A 14,121-nucleotide genomic window follows, 5' to 3' on the forward strand; every position below is an offset into this window, starting at 1 on the left:
CCACCGTCAGCACCAGGATCAGCACCTGCGTCACCGTGATCACCGGGCCGCCCAGGTTGAAGGGCTCGGTGGGCAGCAGCAGCGGGAAGGGCTTCGGGTTCGGCTTCCACACAATCATCGCCAGCGTCTGCAGCAGCAGCGACATGCCCATCGCCGTGATCAGCGGCGCCAGGCGCGGCGCGTTGCGCAGCGGGCGGTAGGCGATCTTCTCGATCGCAAAGTTCAGGAAGGTGCACACGGCCACCGCGCACATCAGCGCAATCACCATCAGCGCCCAGCCCGGCAGGCCGGCGTCAGCCAGCAGCGTGACGACCGTCCAGCTGGTGAGTGCACCGGCCATCAGGATCTCGCCATGGGCGAAATTGATGAGGTTGATGATGCCGTAGACCATCGTGTAGCCCAGTGCCACGAGCGCATACATGCTCCCGAGCACCAGGCCATTGATGATCTGTTGCAGAAAAGTCTCCATAACAGGTCTTCCTTTGCTTTTTTGCCGGGCGAAACGGCCGCCCCACTGGGCACAGTTACTGCACGAGCCGTGCCATGTCGCAGAAATTCCGGGTAAACACCAGGATCGCCAGATCGGGATTCTTGGTGTTTACCCTTTGTTTCGAAGACCAGTCGCAGTCCGGCGCTGCTTTGTCGGGGGTCAAGTCTTGCCTGTGTAGAAAGGTGTCGTTCGTCACACCGTCGTAACTGGGCGGAATTCCGCCCAGCCTGCCAAGCCCCTGTGCGGAAATCCACACGCGGGGCGCCAGACGGGCCGACCCCAGCCCGCAGCAGGGGCGGCATGACGCGGGGCGCAGGCGCGACACCCCGCCAGCGATTGGGCACACTACGCCACCTGATGAGCGCGCCCCCTGCCCTGCTGCAAGCCCTGCCCCCGCCCGATACCCGCCCCTGGTGGCGGCGTTGGGCCGCACGCCTGCGCAAGCCCAATGCCCATGTCTGGCTGACCCTGGGCCTGGTGGCCCTGGGCATGCTGCTGGGCCAGCGCCTGAGCGAGAACGCCGGCATGGCGCAGCTGGCCGCCGTGGCCAGCGAGCGGCTGGAGCTCTACACCGCTGCGCTGGAGGCCGAGCTGGCGCGCCACGACTACCTGCCCAACCTGATCGCCATCGACGAGGAGGTGCAGGCCCTGATCGCCCAGCCCCAGGACACCACCCTGCGCCGCCGTGCCGACCTGAAGCTGGCACGCATCACCGTGCGCGCGGGCGCCAGCGCCTCCTACCTGGTGGACGCCCAGGGCAATGTGCTGGCCAGCAGCCAGGCCAGCAATACCGGCAACAACCCCTTGAGCGCCGGCGAGCAGGCCCGCCTGCGCGACGCCCTGCAGGCCCAGGCCCAGCACTTCTTCGCCGTCAACGAGGGCAATGGCAGCACCGAGTACTTCATGCTGCACCTGGTGCGGCGCCAGCGGCAACTTCAGGCCGCCGTGGTGGTGCGTCTCAACCTCGCACCGCTGGAGGCCACCTGGGTGGACCTGGGCCTGCGCTCGCACGGCGAGAAGCTGCTGGTGGTGGACGACAACGACGTGCTGATCATGTCCTCCGTGCCCGAGTGGAAGTACCGCATCCTCGGCCATGTGACGCCCGAGGTGCGCGCCGCACTGCTGGCCTCGGGCCGTTACCCCGGCGCCGATCTGCAGGGCATGGGGGTGGACACCGAAGGCATGGAGAAGCAGGACGCCCTGCTGGTCGCCGTGCCCGCCGCCAAGGGTCTGCGCGAGGGCGGCCTGCTGCTGGCCCAGCAGCGCGCAGCGGCGCCGCTGGGGGTGCGCCTGGTCACCCTGTCCGACCCGGCCGAGGTCTGGCGCCAGGCACATTACGCCACCTGGGGCGGTGGCGCTTTCGGCGCCAGTGTGGGCCTGATGAGCCTCTACCTGGCCTCGCGCCGCCGCGCCCTGCGCCAGGTCTTCCAGGCCCAGACTGCCCTCCAGAAGGCCCACGGCGAGCTGGAACGCCTGGTGGACCACCGCACCCGCGAGCTGCGTGCCACCAACGAGGAGCTCAAGCGCCAGATCGCCCAGACCCTGCAGGCCGAGACCGAGCTGGTGCAGGCGGGCAAGCTGGCCGTGCTGGGGCAGATGTCCGCCGGCATCTCGCATGAGCTCAACCAGCCGCTGACGGCCCTGCGCGCCTTGTCAGCCAACACCCTGCGCTTCCTGGAGGCCGGCCGCACCCAGACCGTGGCCGAGAATCTCAAGGCCATCGACAGCGTGGTGGAGCGCATGGCAGCCATCACCCGCCAGCTCAAGAGCTTCGCCCGCAAGGCCGAGAACGCCGCCGAGCCGGCCGTGCTGCAGACCGCCATCGCCAACGTGCTGCTGCTGCTGGAGCACCGGCTGCGCGCGGCCCAGGTCGAGGTCAGGCAAGACCTGACCCTGCCGGAGAACCTGCGGGTCAAGGCGGACGCCAACCGCCTGGAGCAGGTGCTGGTGAACCTGGTGGGCAATGCCATCGATGCGATGGACGAGGTCTCGCCCCGGCGGCTGCTGATCAGCGCGCGGCTCGACGGCGAGCGCGTGCGCGTGCAGGTGCGCGACAACGGCAAAGGGCTGGACCCTGCCCTGGTGCCGCGCCTGTTCGAGCCCTTCTTCACCACCAAGCCCGCGGGCCAGGGCCTGGGGCTGGGGCTGGTGATCTCGTCGAAGATCGTCCATGAATTCGGCGGTACGCTCAGGGCTGTACCGCCCGAGGACATGCCGCACGCGGAGGCCGGCGGCATGTGTTTCGAGTTTGATCTGGCCTGGGAATGACATGTTTGAGGGATACAAGGTTCTCTTCGTCGAGGACGACCCGCCGGTCCGGCTGAGTCTGTCGCAATCGCTGGAACTGGCCGGGCTGGAGGTCCAGGCCTGCGGCACCGCCGAGGAGGCGCTGCCCGAGATCGTGCCCGGCGCTCAGATCGTGGTGATGAGTGACGTCCGCCTGCCCGGCATGGACGGCATGCGCCTGCTGGAGCACGTGATGAACGTGGACCCCAGCATTCCCGTGGTGCTGATCACCGCGCACGGGGACGTCGCCATGGCGGTGCAGGCCATGCGCATCGGCGCCTACGACTTCATCGAGAAACCCTTCGCGCCCGAGCGTTTCGTCGAGACCGCCCTGCGCGCGCTCGACAAGCGCATGCTGCGCAACGCTGTCGACGAACTGCGCTCGCAGCTGCAACGCGCCAATGGCATCGAGGCCGTGCTGCTGGGGCAGTCCGGCGCCATGCAGCAGGTGCGCAAGCAGATCCTCAACCTGGCCGACACCTCGGCCGACGTGATGATCCTGGGCGAGACGGGCACCGGCAAGGAGCTGGTGGCCCGCTGCCTGCATGACCAGAGCAAGCGCCGCGACCGGCATTTCGTGGCCATCAACTGCGGCGGCCTGCCCGAGAACCTCTTCGAGAGCGAGCTTTTTGGCCATGAGCCCGGCGCCTTCACCTCGGCCGCCAAGCGCCGCGTGGGCAAGCTGGAATTCGCCAATGGCGGCACCCTGCTGCTGGACGAGATCGAGACCATGCCCGTGCCTCTGCAGATCAAGCTGCTGCGAGTGCTGCAGGAACGCCGCCTGGAACGCCTGGGCTCCAACGAGGAGGTGCCCATCAACGTCCGCGTGATCGCCGCCACCAAGGCCGACCTCAAGGCCATGAGCGAGGCCCAGCAGTTCCGGGGCGACCTCTACTACCGCCTCAACGTGGCCACCCTCACGCTGCCGCCCCTGCGCGAGCGCCGCGAGGACATCCCCCTGCTCTTCCAGCACTTCATCGCCCAGGCCGCGGCCCGCTACGAGCGCCCCGCGCCGGAGCTGGACCCGCAGCGCCTGCGCGAGCTGATGTCCCACGACTGGCCCGGCAATGTGCGCGAGATCCGCAACGCCGCCGACCGTTTCGTGCTGGGCCTGACCGGCGGCAACGAGGCCCAGCTGATCGAGCCCACCCCGCTGACGCTGGCCAAGCAGATGGACCTGATCGAGAAGACCCTGATCGAGCAGGCTCTGCGCCGCTGCCACGGCAAGATCCCCGCGGTGATGGAGCTGCTGGGGACGCCCAAGAAGACGCTCTATGACAAGCTGCATCGGCATGGGATCGAGCTGGAGCGGTTCCGCAGCGCCAGTTGAACGCGAGCCCCCGCAACGCCTGTGATGGCCACGCAGGCCACTCCCCGGGCCTTCCCGGGCCTTCCCGGGCGCAGAGCCGCAGCCTTTCAGGGCATCGGGACCAGGGCTGCGGGTGGCACACCCGCCACAGGGCGAGGCCCACCAGAACCGTCCCCCAGCAGTGCCGGCCAGCGAGCCCACAGCCGGATGGGGCGAATGATCAGGAGAGCGCCCGCACAGGCAATGGCGGACCAGCCACAGGCAGCGAGCTAGGCTGCCACGCCTGACAACAGCTGCCAGTCCCTTTGGTCCAGCGGGAGGGTGCGAGGCGTCCGGCCCGGGCAGACGTGCATCAGCTCACCGCTGGAAAAGATGCTGATGGCCAGAGGCAAGGACAGCGCGATCACGACCAGCCCCACCAAGGCCCAAAGCCAATCGGGAACCGGCCGGCCTTTGTTTCGTGATGCGGGGTGCGGGCGCACGGCTTCGCTCAGCGGTAGGCCCCCGGATCCGACGAATCCGTCGGCTTCGCGATCACCCGCTTGAACGCCTCACCCATCGGCAGCTGCAGGTTCAGGTTGCGCGGGGGAATGGGGCTCTGGAACCAGCGCTGGTAGATCGCGTGGATCTCGCCGCTGCGGTAGAGGCTCATGATGACGCCGTCGACGAGGCGCTTGAAGGCCGGATCGTTGGCCGGCAGGCCGATGGCATAGGGCTCCACCGACAGCGCCTGCTCGGCGATGAAGTACTCCTGGGGATCGCGCACCTGGGCGATCAGGCTGCGCAGCAGCACGTCGTCCATGGCATAGGCCACGGCGCGGCCGGTCTGCAGCAGGCGGAAAGACTCCTGATCGTCCTGGCCCACGAGGATGCGGAAGCCCAGGCCCTTCTGCACATTGAGCTGGTGCATGTACTGAAGGCTGGTCGTGCCAATGGTCGAGGCCACGGTCAGGCCGCGCAGGTCCTCGACGGTGCGCATCAGCTGGCTGCGGCGAGACAACAGGCGGCTTTCCGCCACATAGGTGGTCGTCGAGAAAGACTGGCTGCGTGCGCGCTCGGCCGTGTGGGTGGTGATGCCGCACTCCAGGTCCAGCGTGCCATTGGCGACCAGGGGCATGCGGGTGGCCGAGTTGACGGCGATCTGCTTGACCTCCAGGTCCGGCAACTGCAGCTGTTCGCGGATGGCGTCAATCACCCGCTCGCACAGCTCGACCGAGTAGCCCACCGGCTTCAGGCGCCCGTCCAGGTAGGAGAACGGCAGGGAGGCGGGCCGGTAGCCCATCACGATCACGCCGGTGTCACGGATGCGGGTGAGCGTGCGCGAGGCCTCGATGCGCACCGGCGTCGCGGTCTGCGGCGGGGGCGCTGCGGCGTTGCCGCCGCCCTGCGGCAGGGCCCAGGCGGGCAGCCCCAGGGCCAGCAGGCCGGCCGCGCCGAGCAATCGGCGCTGGCGGTTCAGGACAGTGTGGGGGCCAGGGAGACGGGACATGCGGCACAGCAGAGAAACAGCCCTCCCGGGCAGCGCAACGCTGGCCATGACGGGGACCGGCCGCATTGTGCGCGATGCCGCCCTCGCCGCAAGCGTGCAAGCCCCAGTATCTGCGGGGCTTGCCAAGCGGCTCAGTGGCTGGACTCGACCGACACGGACTGCATGCCCGCGTCGATGCCTTCGTCATCCAGGAAGTCCTCAGGCGCGACACGGCTGCTGTCGACCAGGCGGTCGAAGGCGGCCTGATCGGCACTGACAGCCTTGGGGATCAGGGGCTTGTCCAGCGGCCGGTAGATGCGGCTGCGCAGGCGGTTCAGGCGGTCGGAGTGGGCCGCCTCGCGGGCGTACTGCTCGGGGTCCAGCAGCATGGCGAAGGGATTGGCACTGAAAGGGGTCGGGCGGGTGGACATCAGGGTCTCCTGCAGGCGTGGCGCCTTGTGATGGGTCCACTGTAGGCAAAGCCGCCGCCTCGGCCCAGTCGGGCACCGGACAAAGCGCGTGTCGGAAAAAACCTGACGTGGCTGTCAGGTGCGGGACCGGCCGTCCCGGCGCTCCCCTCGCCCGGCTCAGTAGGGATTCGGCGGCTGCAGGGCCACCTGAAGGCGCCGCACCAGCTCCGGCCGGCCGGACTGCCGCGCGAAGTCCAGTGCGCTCAGGCCCTTGTCATTGACCAGGCGGGCATCGGCGCCGGCCTGCAGCAGGATGTCCACGCTGTCGGGCGAGCCGTAGCCGGCGGCCATCATCAGCGGCGTGCTGCCATTGGGCGAGCGGGCATCGAGCTCCGCACCCTGCGTGACCAGCCAGGCGCTGACGCCGTTGTCCGGCCCGCTGCAGGCGTAATGCAGGGCCGTGAAGCCAGCCTCGTTGATCAGCGCCCCGCGCTGCACCAGGGCCTGCACCCAGGGCAGGCGGCCGCGAAGGGCGGCCAGCATCACGGGCGTCTCACCGGCCTGGTTCAGGGCATTGACGTCCGTCTGGGGATGGTCGAGGAGCAGCTTCACCACCCGCTCGGACTCCTCCATGATGGCCTTGTGCAGGGGCGTGTTGCCCTGCGCATCGGCCTGGTTGGGGTCCACGCCGGCCAGCAGCAGCTTCATCACGAAGCTGGGCTGGTCCCGGGCGGCCGCCAGCATCAGGTCCCGGAACTCCTCGTCCGTCGCGGCACGGAAGACGGACACGCGTGCCGGTAGCGCCGGCGGCTCGGCGGCCGCCGCCAACGTCCCCATCAGGCCTGAAGCCAGGGTGACCGTCAGCAGCCAGCGCCCTGCCTTGCTCATGCCGGCATGCGGAAGAGGCGGCGCGTGTTGGCCGTCGTGGCCTCGGCCACGGCCTCCACGCTGAGACCCTTGATGGCAGCCAGCTGCGCGGCCACATGGGGCACGTAAGCGGGGCTGTTGGTCTTGCCGCGGTAGGGCACGGGCGCCAGGTAGGGGCTGTCGGTCTCGATCAGCAGGTGGTCCAACGGCAGGGCCGCGGCCACCTCGCGCAGATCGCCCGCGTTCTTGAAGGTGAGGATGCCGGAGAAGGAGATGTAGTAGCCCCTGTCCACCGCGGCCTTGGCCACGTCCAGGCTTTCGGTGAAGCAATGGAAGACGCCGCCCGCCTGCTCGCCGCCTTCTTCGTTGAGGAGGCGCAGGGTGTCAGCAGCGCTGGAGCGGGTGTGGATCACCATCGGCTTGCCGGCCCGGCGTGCTGCGCGGATGTGGGTGCGGAAGCGCTCGCGCTGCCACTCCATGTCGTCCAGGCTGCGACCGTTGAGGCGGTAATAGTCCAGGCCGGTCTCGCCGATGGCCAGCACCTTCTCGTGCTGGCTGGCAGCCACGAGCTCATCCTCGCTGGGCTCATGGATGTCTTCGTTGTCGGGGTGCACGCCCACGCTCGCAAAGAGCTGAGCATGGGCCTGCGCCAGCGCAAGCACGCTGGGGAACTCCTCCATGGTCGTGCAGATGGTCAGGGCCTGGCGGACCTGCGCCGCCTGCATGGCCGCGAGGATGTCTGGCAGCTGGGCGCTGAGCTCCGGAAAGCTCAGATGACAGTGGGAATCGATGAACATGGCATTGCGATGGATGGCGCCTGGCACCGCGCCGGGCCTGGCATGCCCCGAGGAGCCCGCAGGATGCACATCCTGCCGCAGCCCGCGGCGGCGGCGGCTCCTGGCGAGGCCGGCTCAGAGCGTCTGCGTTGGCTTCGTGGAGGAGATGGCCGTGCCCAGGATCTCCTCGATCTTCAGGCGGATCAGGCGGGTCTTTTCGTCGCCAGGGAACTTGACGCCCACACCCTGGGTGCGGCCGCCCGAGGCGTTGGCCGGCGTGATCCAGGCCACCTTGCCGGCAATGGGGTAGCGCTGCGGATCGTCTGGCAGGGTGAGGATCAGATAGATGTCTTCGCCCAGCTTGTATTCGCGCGGCGTGGGCACGAAAAGCCCGCCGTCGGCGAAGGCCGGGATGTAGGCCGCATACAGAGCGCCCTTCTCCTTGAAGACCAGCTGCATCATGCTGGGGCGGGCGCCCCCACCGGGCTGCGCGGCAGCCAGGGCTGCGGCCTGGGACTTGGCGGGGATGTCACTCATGCGGACAAGTGTAACGAATGCCTCAGGCGCGGTGACGGACCGCGGTCGATGGATCTGTGAGCAATTGAAGGGACATCTCGGCAAACCGGCTGCCGGGCCCTGGCCTCAGCGGTGCGCAGGGCGCCCTCAGGCCTCCTTGCGCACCGACACCCGCATCAGCCGCTGCCCCTGCCCCACCAGCGACTCCAGCAGCAGCGGCGCGTTGAGCGGATGTTCGGCATGCCGGGCGGCGTCCTTGAGCACACGCGCCCATTCCTGCATGGCCTCCGGATTGCGCGGCGCAGGCAGGGACTCGCGGGGAAAGTAGGCCGGCGGTGCGCCATGCGCCGTCCGGATCAGATCGGTGGCCAGACGCTGCAGGGCCTCGATGGCACGCGGCACCGGCCAGTCCGCCAACGCCGCGGATTCATTGCGGGCGATGCGCCGCGGCAGCTCCAGCCAGCTCTTGGCCGCCACGCCGTCCTCGGACCACTGCAGCGCCTGCTGCGGGCGACCGCCGCAAGCATCAAGCAGGACCTCGGGCGAGGCCACGCCACGCTCGGCCAGCCAGGCCAGGGCCTGCTCGCGCGGGGGCAGGCCCAAGGGCACGGGCTGGCAGCGGCTGCGGATGGTGGGCAGCAGGCTCTCCGGCGCCGTGCTCGCCAGCACGAAGCGCAGCAGGCCGGCAGGCTCTTCCAGGGTCTTCAGCAGGGCATTGGCCGCGACCGTGTTGAGGCTTTCGGCGGGAAACAGCACCACCACCTTGGCCCGCCCGCGGGCCGCCGTGACCTGGGCGAAGCCGAGCATGGCGCGGACAGCGTCGACCTTGATCTCGCGGCTGGGCTTGCTCTTGCTGGCCTTGCCTTCACCGTCCTTGCTGCCTTCGCCCTCGTCGGCCTCGAGGCCCAGGGCCTCGCGCAGGGCATCCGGCACCAGCAGCAGGAAGTCGGGATGCGAGCGCGACTGGAACAGATGGCAGCTGGCACAGCGCCCGCAAGCCAGGCCCGTGGCATGGGGCGATTCGCACAGCCAGGACTGCGCCAGGGCCAGGGCCATCTCCAGCTGCCCCACGCCCTCGGGACCTTGCACCAGCAAGGCATGTGAACGCGCCTGCTGCAGGGCATGGCTCAGCGGGGCGCCCAGCCAGGGCAGCGGCAAGGCGCCGTCTTCCTTGATGCTCACCATCCTCGCTGCTCCAGCACGGCCACGATCTGGGCCGCCACGCTGGCGACGTCGCCGCTGGCGTCGATGCGGGCGAAACGCTGCGGAGCGGCCGCGGCCCGTGCGGCATAGCCGGCGCGCACGCGTTCGAAGAAGTGCAGGTCCTGCTGCTCGAAGCGGTCGGCCTCGCGGGCCGCGGCGCGTCGTGCGGCGGCCGTCGCTGGCGGGAGGTCGAACCAGATCGTCAGGTCCGGCTGGCGGCCTTCGGTGACCCAGGCCTCCAGCTGTTCGAGCACCGGCAGCGACAGGCCGTTGCCACCGCCCTGGTAGGCGAAGCTGGCATCGGTGAAGCGGTCGCAGACCACGGTGCGGCCGGCGGCCAGGGCGGGCTCGATGACCTGGCGCACATGGTCACGCCGCCCCGCGAAGACCAGCAGAGCCTCGGTCAGCACATCCATGGGCTCATGCAGGACCAGCTCGCGCAGGCGCTCGGCCAGAGGCGTGCCGCCCGGCTCGCGGGTGTTGAGCACCTCGGCGCCGGCCTGGCGCAGGCGTTCGCTGACAGCAGCGATGTGGGTGGACTTGCCCGCCCCGTCGATGCCTTCGAAGGAAATGAATCGGCCGCTCACGCTTGTTGGATCCTGGAAGGCGCGGGCTCAGCGGCCACGCTGGTATTGATTGACGGCGCGATTATGCGCGGCCAGGTCGTCGGAGAAGACGCTGCTGCCGTCGCCCCGTGCCACGAAGTACAGGGCCTTGCTGGGCGCCGGGTGCAGTGTCGCCTGCAGCGCGGCCACGCCGGGCATGGCGATGGGCGTGGGCGGCAGGCCGCCGCGCGTGTAGGTGTTGTAGGGTGTGTCCGTCAGCAAATCGCGCTTGCGCAGGTTGCCATCGAAGGCGCTGCCCAGGCCGTAGATGACCGTCGGGTCCGTCTGCAGTGGCATGCCGATGCGCAAGCGATTCACGAACACCGAGGCCACCATGGGGCGGTCGGCCGCGGCCCCCGTCTCCTTTTCCACGATGGAGGCCAGGATCAGGGCCTCCTCGGCGCTCTTGAGCGGCAGGCCCTGGGCGCGTGCGGCCCAGGCGGCCTCCAGCTTGCGCTGCATGGCCTGGTGCGCCCGCTTGAGCACCGTGAGATCGCTGACGCCACGGCTGTAGGCATAGGTATCGGGATAGAAGCGCCCCTCGGGCGAGATGCCGGGCAGGCCCAGGCGGCTCATCACAGTGGCGTCGTCCTGGTCCTGCAGGGTCTGCTTGAGCGCGGGTGCCTTGGCCAGGGCGGCGCGGAACTGGCGCCAGGTCCAGCCTTCGATCAGGCGCACCTGCTCCATCACCTCTTCACCGCGGACCATCTTGTCCAGCAGGCCGCGGGGGGTGATGCCCTGGTGGATCTCGTAGCTGCCGGCACGGATCTGGCGCGCCTGACCGGACCAGCGGAACCAGTGGTACAGCAGCCGCGCATCCTCCTGGACGCCTGCCAGCACCCAGGCCCCGGCCACTTCGCGCGGCGAAGCGCCGGGCTCGATGGACAGCTCCACCGTGGGCGCATCGAGCGTCAGCGGCCGCTGCAGCCACCACCAGGCAGCCCCCGCCAGCGCGAGCGCCGCGAGCAGGAGCAGAAGGAACACAGTGCGAAGGAACTTGAACATGCAGGCGTCGGTATCCGGGCGACAGAACAATGCAGGCGAGCTTGGCAAGGCTCAACCTTGCTGCGCCCAGGGGCAGGCCGGGCAAATCATAATTCGCCCATGAGCCAAGCATCGCCCAGCACCACCGCCACCACCGCCCTGCCCCGCCCCTCACTGACCGGCCCGATCGACGGCGCCGTCCCTCTGGACGACTGGGGCGTCATTGCCGCCCAGGGCGAGGAAGCCGCCAAGTTCCTGCACAGCCAGCTGACGCAAGACCTGGCCCTCCAGAAGCCCGAGCAGGCCCGCCTGGCAGGCTACTGCTCGGCCAAGGGCCGCCTGCTGGCCACGATGGTGGCCTTCAAGCCGGCCACCGACGCCGTGCTGCTGGCCCTGCCCGCCGAGCTGCTGCCGCAGACCCAGAAGCGCCTCGCCATGTTCGTGATGCGCGCCAAGTGCAAGCTCAGCGATGCCAGCGCCGGCCAGCCTGGCGGCTGGGTCGTGTGGGGCATGGCCGGCCGCACAGCGCAGCAGTGGCTGGGTGCTGATGGCAGCGAGGCGCCCTGGTCCACCCTCGGCAAGGCACTGCCGGATGGTCGCCAGGCCTGGGGCGCCCGCCTGCCGGATGCCGGCACGCAGGGCGGCACCGTGGCGCGCTATCTGGTGCTGCTCCCGGCTGACGCGGCGCGGCCTGAGCTGCCGGCCCTTGGGCCTTCCGACTGGGCCGCGCTGGACATCGCCTCCGGCCTGGCCTGGGTGCGCAGCCCGACCGTCGAGCAGTTCGTGCCGCAGATGCTGAACCTGGAGCTGCTGGGGGGCGTCAACTTCCAGAAGGGCTGCTACCCGGGCCAGGAAGTCGTGGCCCGCAGCCAGTACCGCGGCACCATCAAGCGGCGGACCTTCGCCTTTGCCTGCCCTGCCCCGGCGCAGGTCGGACAGGAGGTCTTCCACAGCGAGGACCCGGAGCAGCCCGCCGGTCTGGTCGCCGGTGTGGCGGCCCAGGGCGCGGGCAGCCTGCTGCTGGTGGAGACCAAGCTGGCGGCCCTGCAGTCCGGCAGCCTGCACCTGGGCTCGGCCCAGGGCCCGGCGCTGACGCAGCAGGCCCTGCCCTACGAGATCACGGAGCCGCAATGAGCCAGGAACGCCCGGGCGTCGAGCGCTTCGTCTACTACCGCGTGAATGAGGCGGATGCAGCGGCGGCGCTGCAGGCCTTCGCGCAGGCCGTGCCCGCGGGCAGCGTACGCCTGATGCGCCGCCTGGACGCGGGCGCGGGCGCCTTGCAGACCTGGATGGAGATTCACGCCGCTGACACCGGCGCGCAGACCGAGCCCGCCCTGGCCGCCGCACTCGCCCCCTTCATCCAGGGACCGCGGCACCTGGAGCAGTTCGTGCCGGTCTGAGCGCCGGCCGCGGATGCGGGTTCAGAGCCCGCGCACCATCTCCACGTGCTGGATGCCCGCTTCCTCGAACAGCGGCCCGCGCTGCAGGAAGCCGGCGCGCATGTAGAAGCTGGCCGCCGAGAGCTGCGCATGCAGCAGCACCTCGCGCTCGCCACGCTCGCGCGCGGCCTGCATGAGCGCCTCCAGCACCTCGCGGCCGATGCGGGCGCCGCGCATGCTGCGCATCACCGCCATGCGGCCGATCTTGGCCACGCCCGGCACATGTTCCAGCAGGCGCCCCGTGGCCAGGGGCACGCCCAGGCGGTTGTAGGCCACCGCGTGCACGCAGCTGGCATCGGCAGCGTCCCACTCCATCTCGGCCGGGATCTTCTGTTCCTGCACGAAGACCGCCTGGCGGATGGCACCGGCGTGCTCGCCGAGCAGGTCCCAGTCGCCCACGCGGACGCTGACCATGGGCTCGCCGGCCTCGAAGCCCAGCAGCGTGTCGCGCAGGGCCTGAGGCACGGGCAGCGGGCGCTGCGTGCTGGCGTCGGCAAAGACATAGACCAGCTCGCCATGCACCAGCAGCTCGTCGCCCCGGAAGACGGCGCACTGCACGGTCAGCGAGGTGGTGCCCACGCGGGCGCAGCGCACGCCGATGTCCAGCAGGTCGTCATAGTGGGCGGAGCCCAGGTACTCGACGGTGGACTTGCGCACGAAGAGGTCGCCGCCCAGCGCCTTCATGGTGTCGGCATAGGGCAAGGCCAGCGCACGCCAGTAGGCGCCCACGGCGGTGTCGAAATAGCCCAGGTAGTGGGCGTTGAAGACGATCTGCTGCGCGTCGATTTCGGCCCAGCGCACGCGCAGGCGTTCCAGGCAGCGGAAGTCCTGTCGGGACATGTCGGTCACGTGGGTCATGGCTTCAGGGCCTCCTTGAGGGCCTCGGCGCAGGCGTCCAGGGCCTGCAGGGCTTCGGGGATGGTACGGCCCATCTTGATGAAATCGTGGGTGACGCCGCGGTAGAGCTCCAACTGCACCGCCACGCCCTGGCTGCGCAGCAGGTCGCCGTAGGCCAGGCCTTCGTCCACCAGCGGATCGCATTCGGCCAGGATCAGCGCGGCGGGCGCTAGCCCGGCATGGTCCGGGGCCTCCAGCGGCGCAAAGCGCCAGTCCTTGCGATGGTGATGCTCGATGTAGTGGTCGAAGAACCACTGGATGGACGAGGCATCCAGCAGGAAGCCCTGAGAGAAGAACTTGTGCGAGGCCGTGTCCGCATGGGCCGTGGTGCCCGGCGTGATCAGCAGCTGCAGGGCCAGCGGCTGGCCAAGGTCGCGCGCATGCAGGGCACAGACGGCGGCCAGGGTGCCGCCCGCGCTGTCTCCACCGACCGCCAGCCGGCTGCCATCCAGGCCGAGGGCCGAGGCGCCGCCGGGCAGCCACTTCATGGCGGCCCAGCAGTCGTCGACGGCCGCGGGAAACTTGTGCTCGGGTGCCAGGCGGTAGTCCAGCGCGATCACGGCACAGCCGCTGCGCAGGGCCAGCTGCCGGCACAGGCTGTCATGCGTCTCGAGACTGCCGATGGTGAAGCCGCCGCCATGGAAGTACAGCAGCACGGGCAGGACGGCATCACTGGGCGCATAGAGCCGGGCCTGCAGCGGGCCTTCGGCGCCGGGCACGGTCAGGTTCTCGACGCGGGCCAGCGGTACGCGCGGCAGGTCCAGGATCTCGGCGCCCATCAGATAGCCGATGCGCGCCTGCTTGGGCGTCAGGCTGTGGAAGGCCGGCCGGTTGGCGCGGTGGATGCGTTCCAGCACCGCGGCCATGCGCG

15 protein-coding genes are annotated in these 14,121 nt (G+C 69.7%); 4 read left to right on the forward strand and 11 right to left on the reverse strand.

Annotated features, from left to right (window positions below):
* A partial coding sequence (locus ABDJ40_RS11570; RefSeq protein WP_347609833.1) for a branched-chain amino acid ABC transporter permease occupies positions 1-469 on the reverse strand: 469 nt, incomplete at its 3' end.
* 378 nt (positions 470-847) lie between these two features.
* Between ABDJ40_RS11570 and ABDJ40_RS11575 the strand changes: the two genes are divergently transcribed.
* Both ABDJ40_RS11575 and ABDJ40_RS11580 read left to right on the forward strand, forming a co-directional pair.
* Positions 848-2,758, forward strand: coding sequence for a sensor histidine kinase (locus ABDJ40_RS11575; protein ID WP_347609835.1), 1,911 nt, complete (start codon positions 848-850; stop codon positions 2,756-2,758).
* A gap of 1 nt (position 2,759) precedes the next feature.
* Entirely contained in the window at positions 2,760-4,106 is a 1,347-nt protein-coding gene (locus ABDJ40_RS11580) for a sigma-54-dependent transcriptional regulator (RefSeq protein WP_347609837.1), read from the forward strand.
* 469 nt (positions 4,107-4,575) lie between these two features.
* Here ABDJ40_RS11580 and ABDJ40_RS11585 read toward each other — a convergent pair whose 3' ends face one another.
* From ABDJ40_RS11585 to mltG, 8 genes are all read right to left on the reverse strand, one after another.
* On the reverse strand, positions 4,576-5,574 hold the full coding sequence (locus tag ABDJ40_RS11585) for an amino acid ABC transporter substrate-binding protein (protein WP_347609839.1): 999 nt from the start codon (positions 5,572-5,574) through the stop codon (positions 4,576-4,578).
* A 131-nt stretch (positions 5,575-5,705) separates the two neighbouring features.
* Positions 5,706-5,984: a hypothetical protein gene (locus ABDJ40_RS11590; protein ID WP_347609840.1), complete on the reverse strand. Its 279-nt coding sequence runs from the start codon at positions 5,982-5,984 to the stop codon at positions 5,706-5,708.
* Between the two features lie 156 nt (positions 5,985-6,140).
* Positions 6,141-6,851 (reverse strand): ankyrin repeat domain-containing protein, encoded by a 711-nt coding sequence (locus ABDJ40_RS11595; RefSeq protein WP_347609841.1) that lies wholly within the window; start codon positions 6,849-6,851, stop codon positions 6,141-6,143.
* Positions 6,848-7,627 (reverse strand): TatD family hydrolase, encoded by a 780-nt coding sequence (locus ABDJ40_RS11600; protein ID WP_347609843.1) that lies wholly within the window; start codon positions 7,625-7,627, stop codon positions 6,848-6,850. The genes ABDJ40_RS11595 and ABDJ40_RS11600 overlap by 4 nt, the downstream gene beginning before the upstream one ends.
* Positions 7,628-7,741: 114 nt before the next feature.
* Positions 7,742-8,065 carry a PilZ domain-containing protein gene (locus ABDJ40_RS11605; RefSeq protein WP_269632896.1) on the reverse strand — a complete coding sequence of 108 codons (324 nt, stop codon included), beginning with the start codon at positions 8,063-8,065 and terminating at the stop codon, positions 7,742-7,744.
* 204 nt (positions 8,066-8,269) lie between these two features.
* Positions 8,270-9,307 carry a DNA polymerase III subunit delta' gene (locus ABDJ40_RS11610; RefSeq protein WP_347609845.1) on the reverse strand — a complete coding sequence of 346 codons (1,038 nt, stop codon included), beginning with the start codon at positions 9,305-9,307 and terminating at the stop codon, positions 8,270-8,272.
* On the reverse strand, positions 9,301-9,912 hold the full coding sequence (gene tmk, locus ABDJ40_RS11615) for a dTMP kinase (protein WP_269632870.1): 612 nt from the start codon (positions 9,910-9,912) through the stop codon (positions 9,301-9,303). The genes ABDJ40_RS11610 and tmk overlap by 7 nt, the downstream gene beginning before the upstream one ends.
* A 27-nt stretch (positions 9,913-9,939) precedes the next feature.
* A complete protein-coding gene (gene mltG / locus ABDJ40_RS11620; RefSeq protein ID WP_347609847.1) occupies positions 9,940-10,935 on the reverse strand; it encodes an endolytic transglycosylase MltG in 996 nt (331 codons plus the stop codon).
* A 99-nt stretch (positions 10,936-11,034) separates the two neighbouring features.
* On the opposite strand from mltG, the gene ygfZ reads away from it, so the two are divergent.
* Positions 11,035-12,048, forward strand: coding sequence for a CAF17-like 4Fe-4S cluster assembly/insertion protein YgfZ (ygfZ, locus tag ABDJ40_RS11625; protein WP_347609849.1), 1,014 nt, complete (start codon positions 11,035-11,037; stop codon positions 12,046-12,048).
* The gene (locus ABDJ40_RS11630) at positions 12,045-12,314 is read left to right on the forward strand and encodes a DUF4936 family protein (protein ID WP_347609851.1); all 270 of its coding nucleotides are present in this window, start codon (positions 12,045-12,047) and stop codon (positions 12,312-12,314) included. Before ygfZ ends, ABDJ40_RS11630 begins: the two co-directional genes overlap by 4 nt.
* Positions 12,315-12,335: 21 nt before the next feature.
* Here ABDJ40_RS11630 and ABDJ40_RS11635 read toward each other — a convergent pair whose 3' ends face one another.
* Positions 12,336-13,193, reverse strand: a complete 858-nt coding sequence (locus ABDJ40_RS11635) for a YbgC/FadM family acyl-CoA thioesterase (RefSeq protein ID WP_347610392.1) — start codon at positions 13,191-13,193, stop codon at positions 12,336-12,338.
* A gap of 14 nt (positions 13,194-13,207) precedes the next feature.
* Positions 13,208-14,116: an alpha/beta hydrolase gene (locus ABDJ40_RS11640; RefSeq protein WP_347610394.1), complete on the reverse strand. Its 909-nt coding sequence runs from the start codon at positions 14,114-14,116 to the stop codon at positions 13,208-13,210.
* Positions 14,117-14,121 lie beyond the last annotated feature (5 nt).

It is taken from the genome of Roseateles flavus, from assembly GCF_039872765.1.
Taxonomy (GTDB): Bacteria; Pseudomonadota; Gammaproteobacteria; order Burkholderiales; family Burkholderiaceae_C; genus Roseateles_B; species Roseateles_B flavus.

Excerpts from the sequence above, each read along its gene's own strand:
- ABDJ40_RS11575 (WP_347609835.1), top strand. The coding sequence starts at position 848 with ATGAGCGCGCCCCCTGCCCTGCTGCAAGCCCTGCCCCCGCCCGATACC.
- ABDJ40_RS11580 (WP_347609837.1), top strand. The coding sequence starts at position 2,760 with ATGTTTGAGGGATACAAGGTTCTCTTCGTCGAGGACGACCCGCCGGTC.
- ABDJ40_RS11585 (WP_347609839.1), bottom strand. The coding sequence starts at position 5,574 with ATGTCCCGTCTCCCTGGCCCCCACACTGTCCTGAACCGCCAGCGCCGA.
- ABDJ40_RS11590 (WP_347609840.1), bottom strand. The coding sequence starts at position 5,984 with ATGTCCACCCGCCCGACCCCTTTCAGTGCCAATCCCTTCGCCATGCTG.
- ABDJ40_RS11595 (WP_347609841.1), bottom strand. The coding sequence starts at position 6,851 with ATGAGCAAGGCAGGGCGCTGGCTGCTGACGGTCACCCTGGCTTCAGGC.
- ABDJ40_RS11600 (WP_347609843.1), bottom strand. The coding sequence starts at position 7,627 with ATGTTCATCGATTCCCACTGTCATCTGAGCTTTCCGGAGCTCAGCGCC.
- ABDJ40_RS11605 (WP_269632896.1), bottom strand. The coding sequence starts at position 8,065 with ATGCAGCTGGTCTTCAAGGAGAAGGGCGCTCTGTATGCGGCCTACATC.
- ABDJ40_RS11610 (WP_347609845.1), bottom strand. The coding sequence starts at position 9,307 with ATGGTGAGCATCAAGGAAGACGGCGCCTTGCCGCTGCCCTGGCTGGGC.
- mltG (WP_347609847.1), bottom strand. The coding sequence starts at position 10,935 with ATGTTCAAGTTCCTTCGCACTGTGTTCCTTCTGCTCCTGCTCGCGGCG.
- ygfZ (WP_347609849.1), top strand. The coding sequence starts at position 11,035 with ATGAGCCAAGCATCGCCCAGCACCACCGCCACCACCGCCCTGCCCCGC.
- ABDJ40_RS11630 (WP_347609851.1), top strand. The coding sequence starts at position 12,045 with ATGAGCCAGGAACGCCCGGGCGTCGAGCGCTTCGTCTACTACCGCGTG.
- ABDJ40_RS11635 (WP_347610392.1), bottom strand. The coding sequence starts at position 13,193 with ATGTCCCGACAGGACTTCCGCTGCCTGGAACGCCTGCGCGTGCGCTGG.
- ABDJ40_RS11640 (WP_347610394.1), bottom strand. The coding sequence starts at position 14,116 with ATGGCCGCGGTGCTGGAACGCATCCACCGCGCCAACCGGCCGGCCTTC.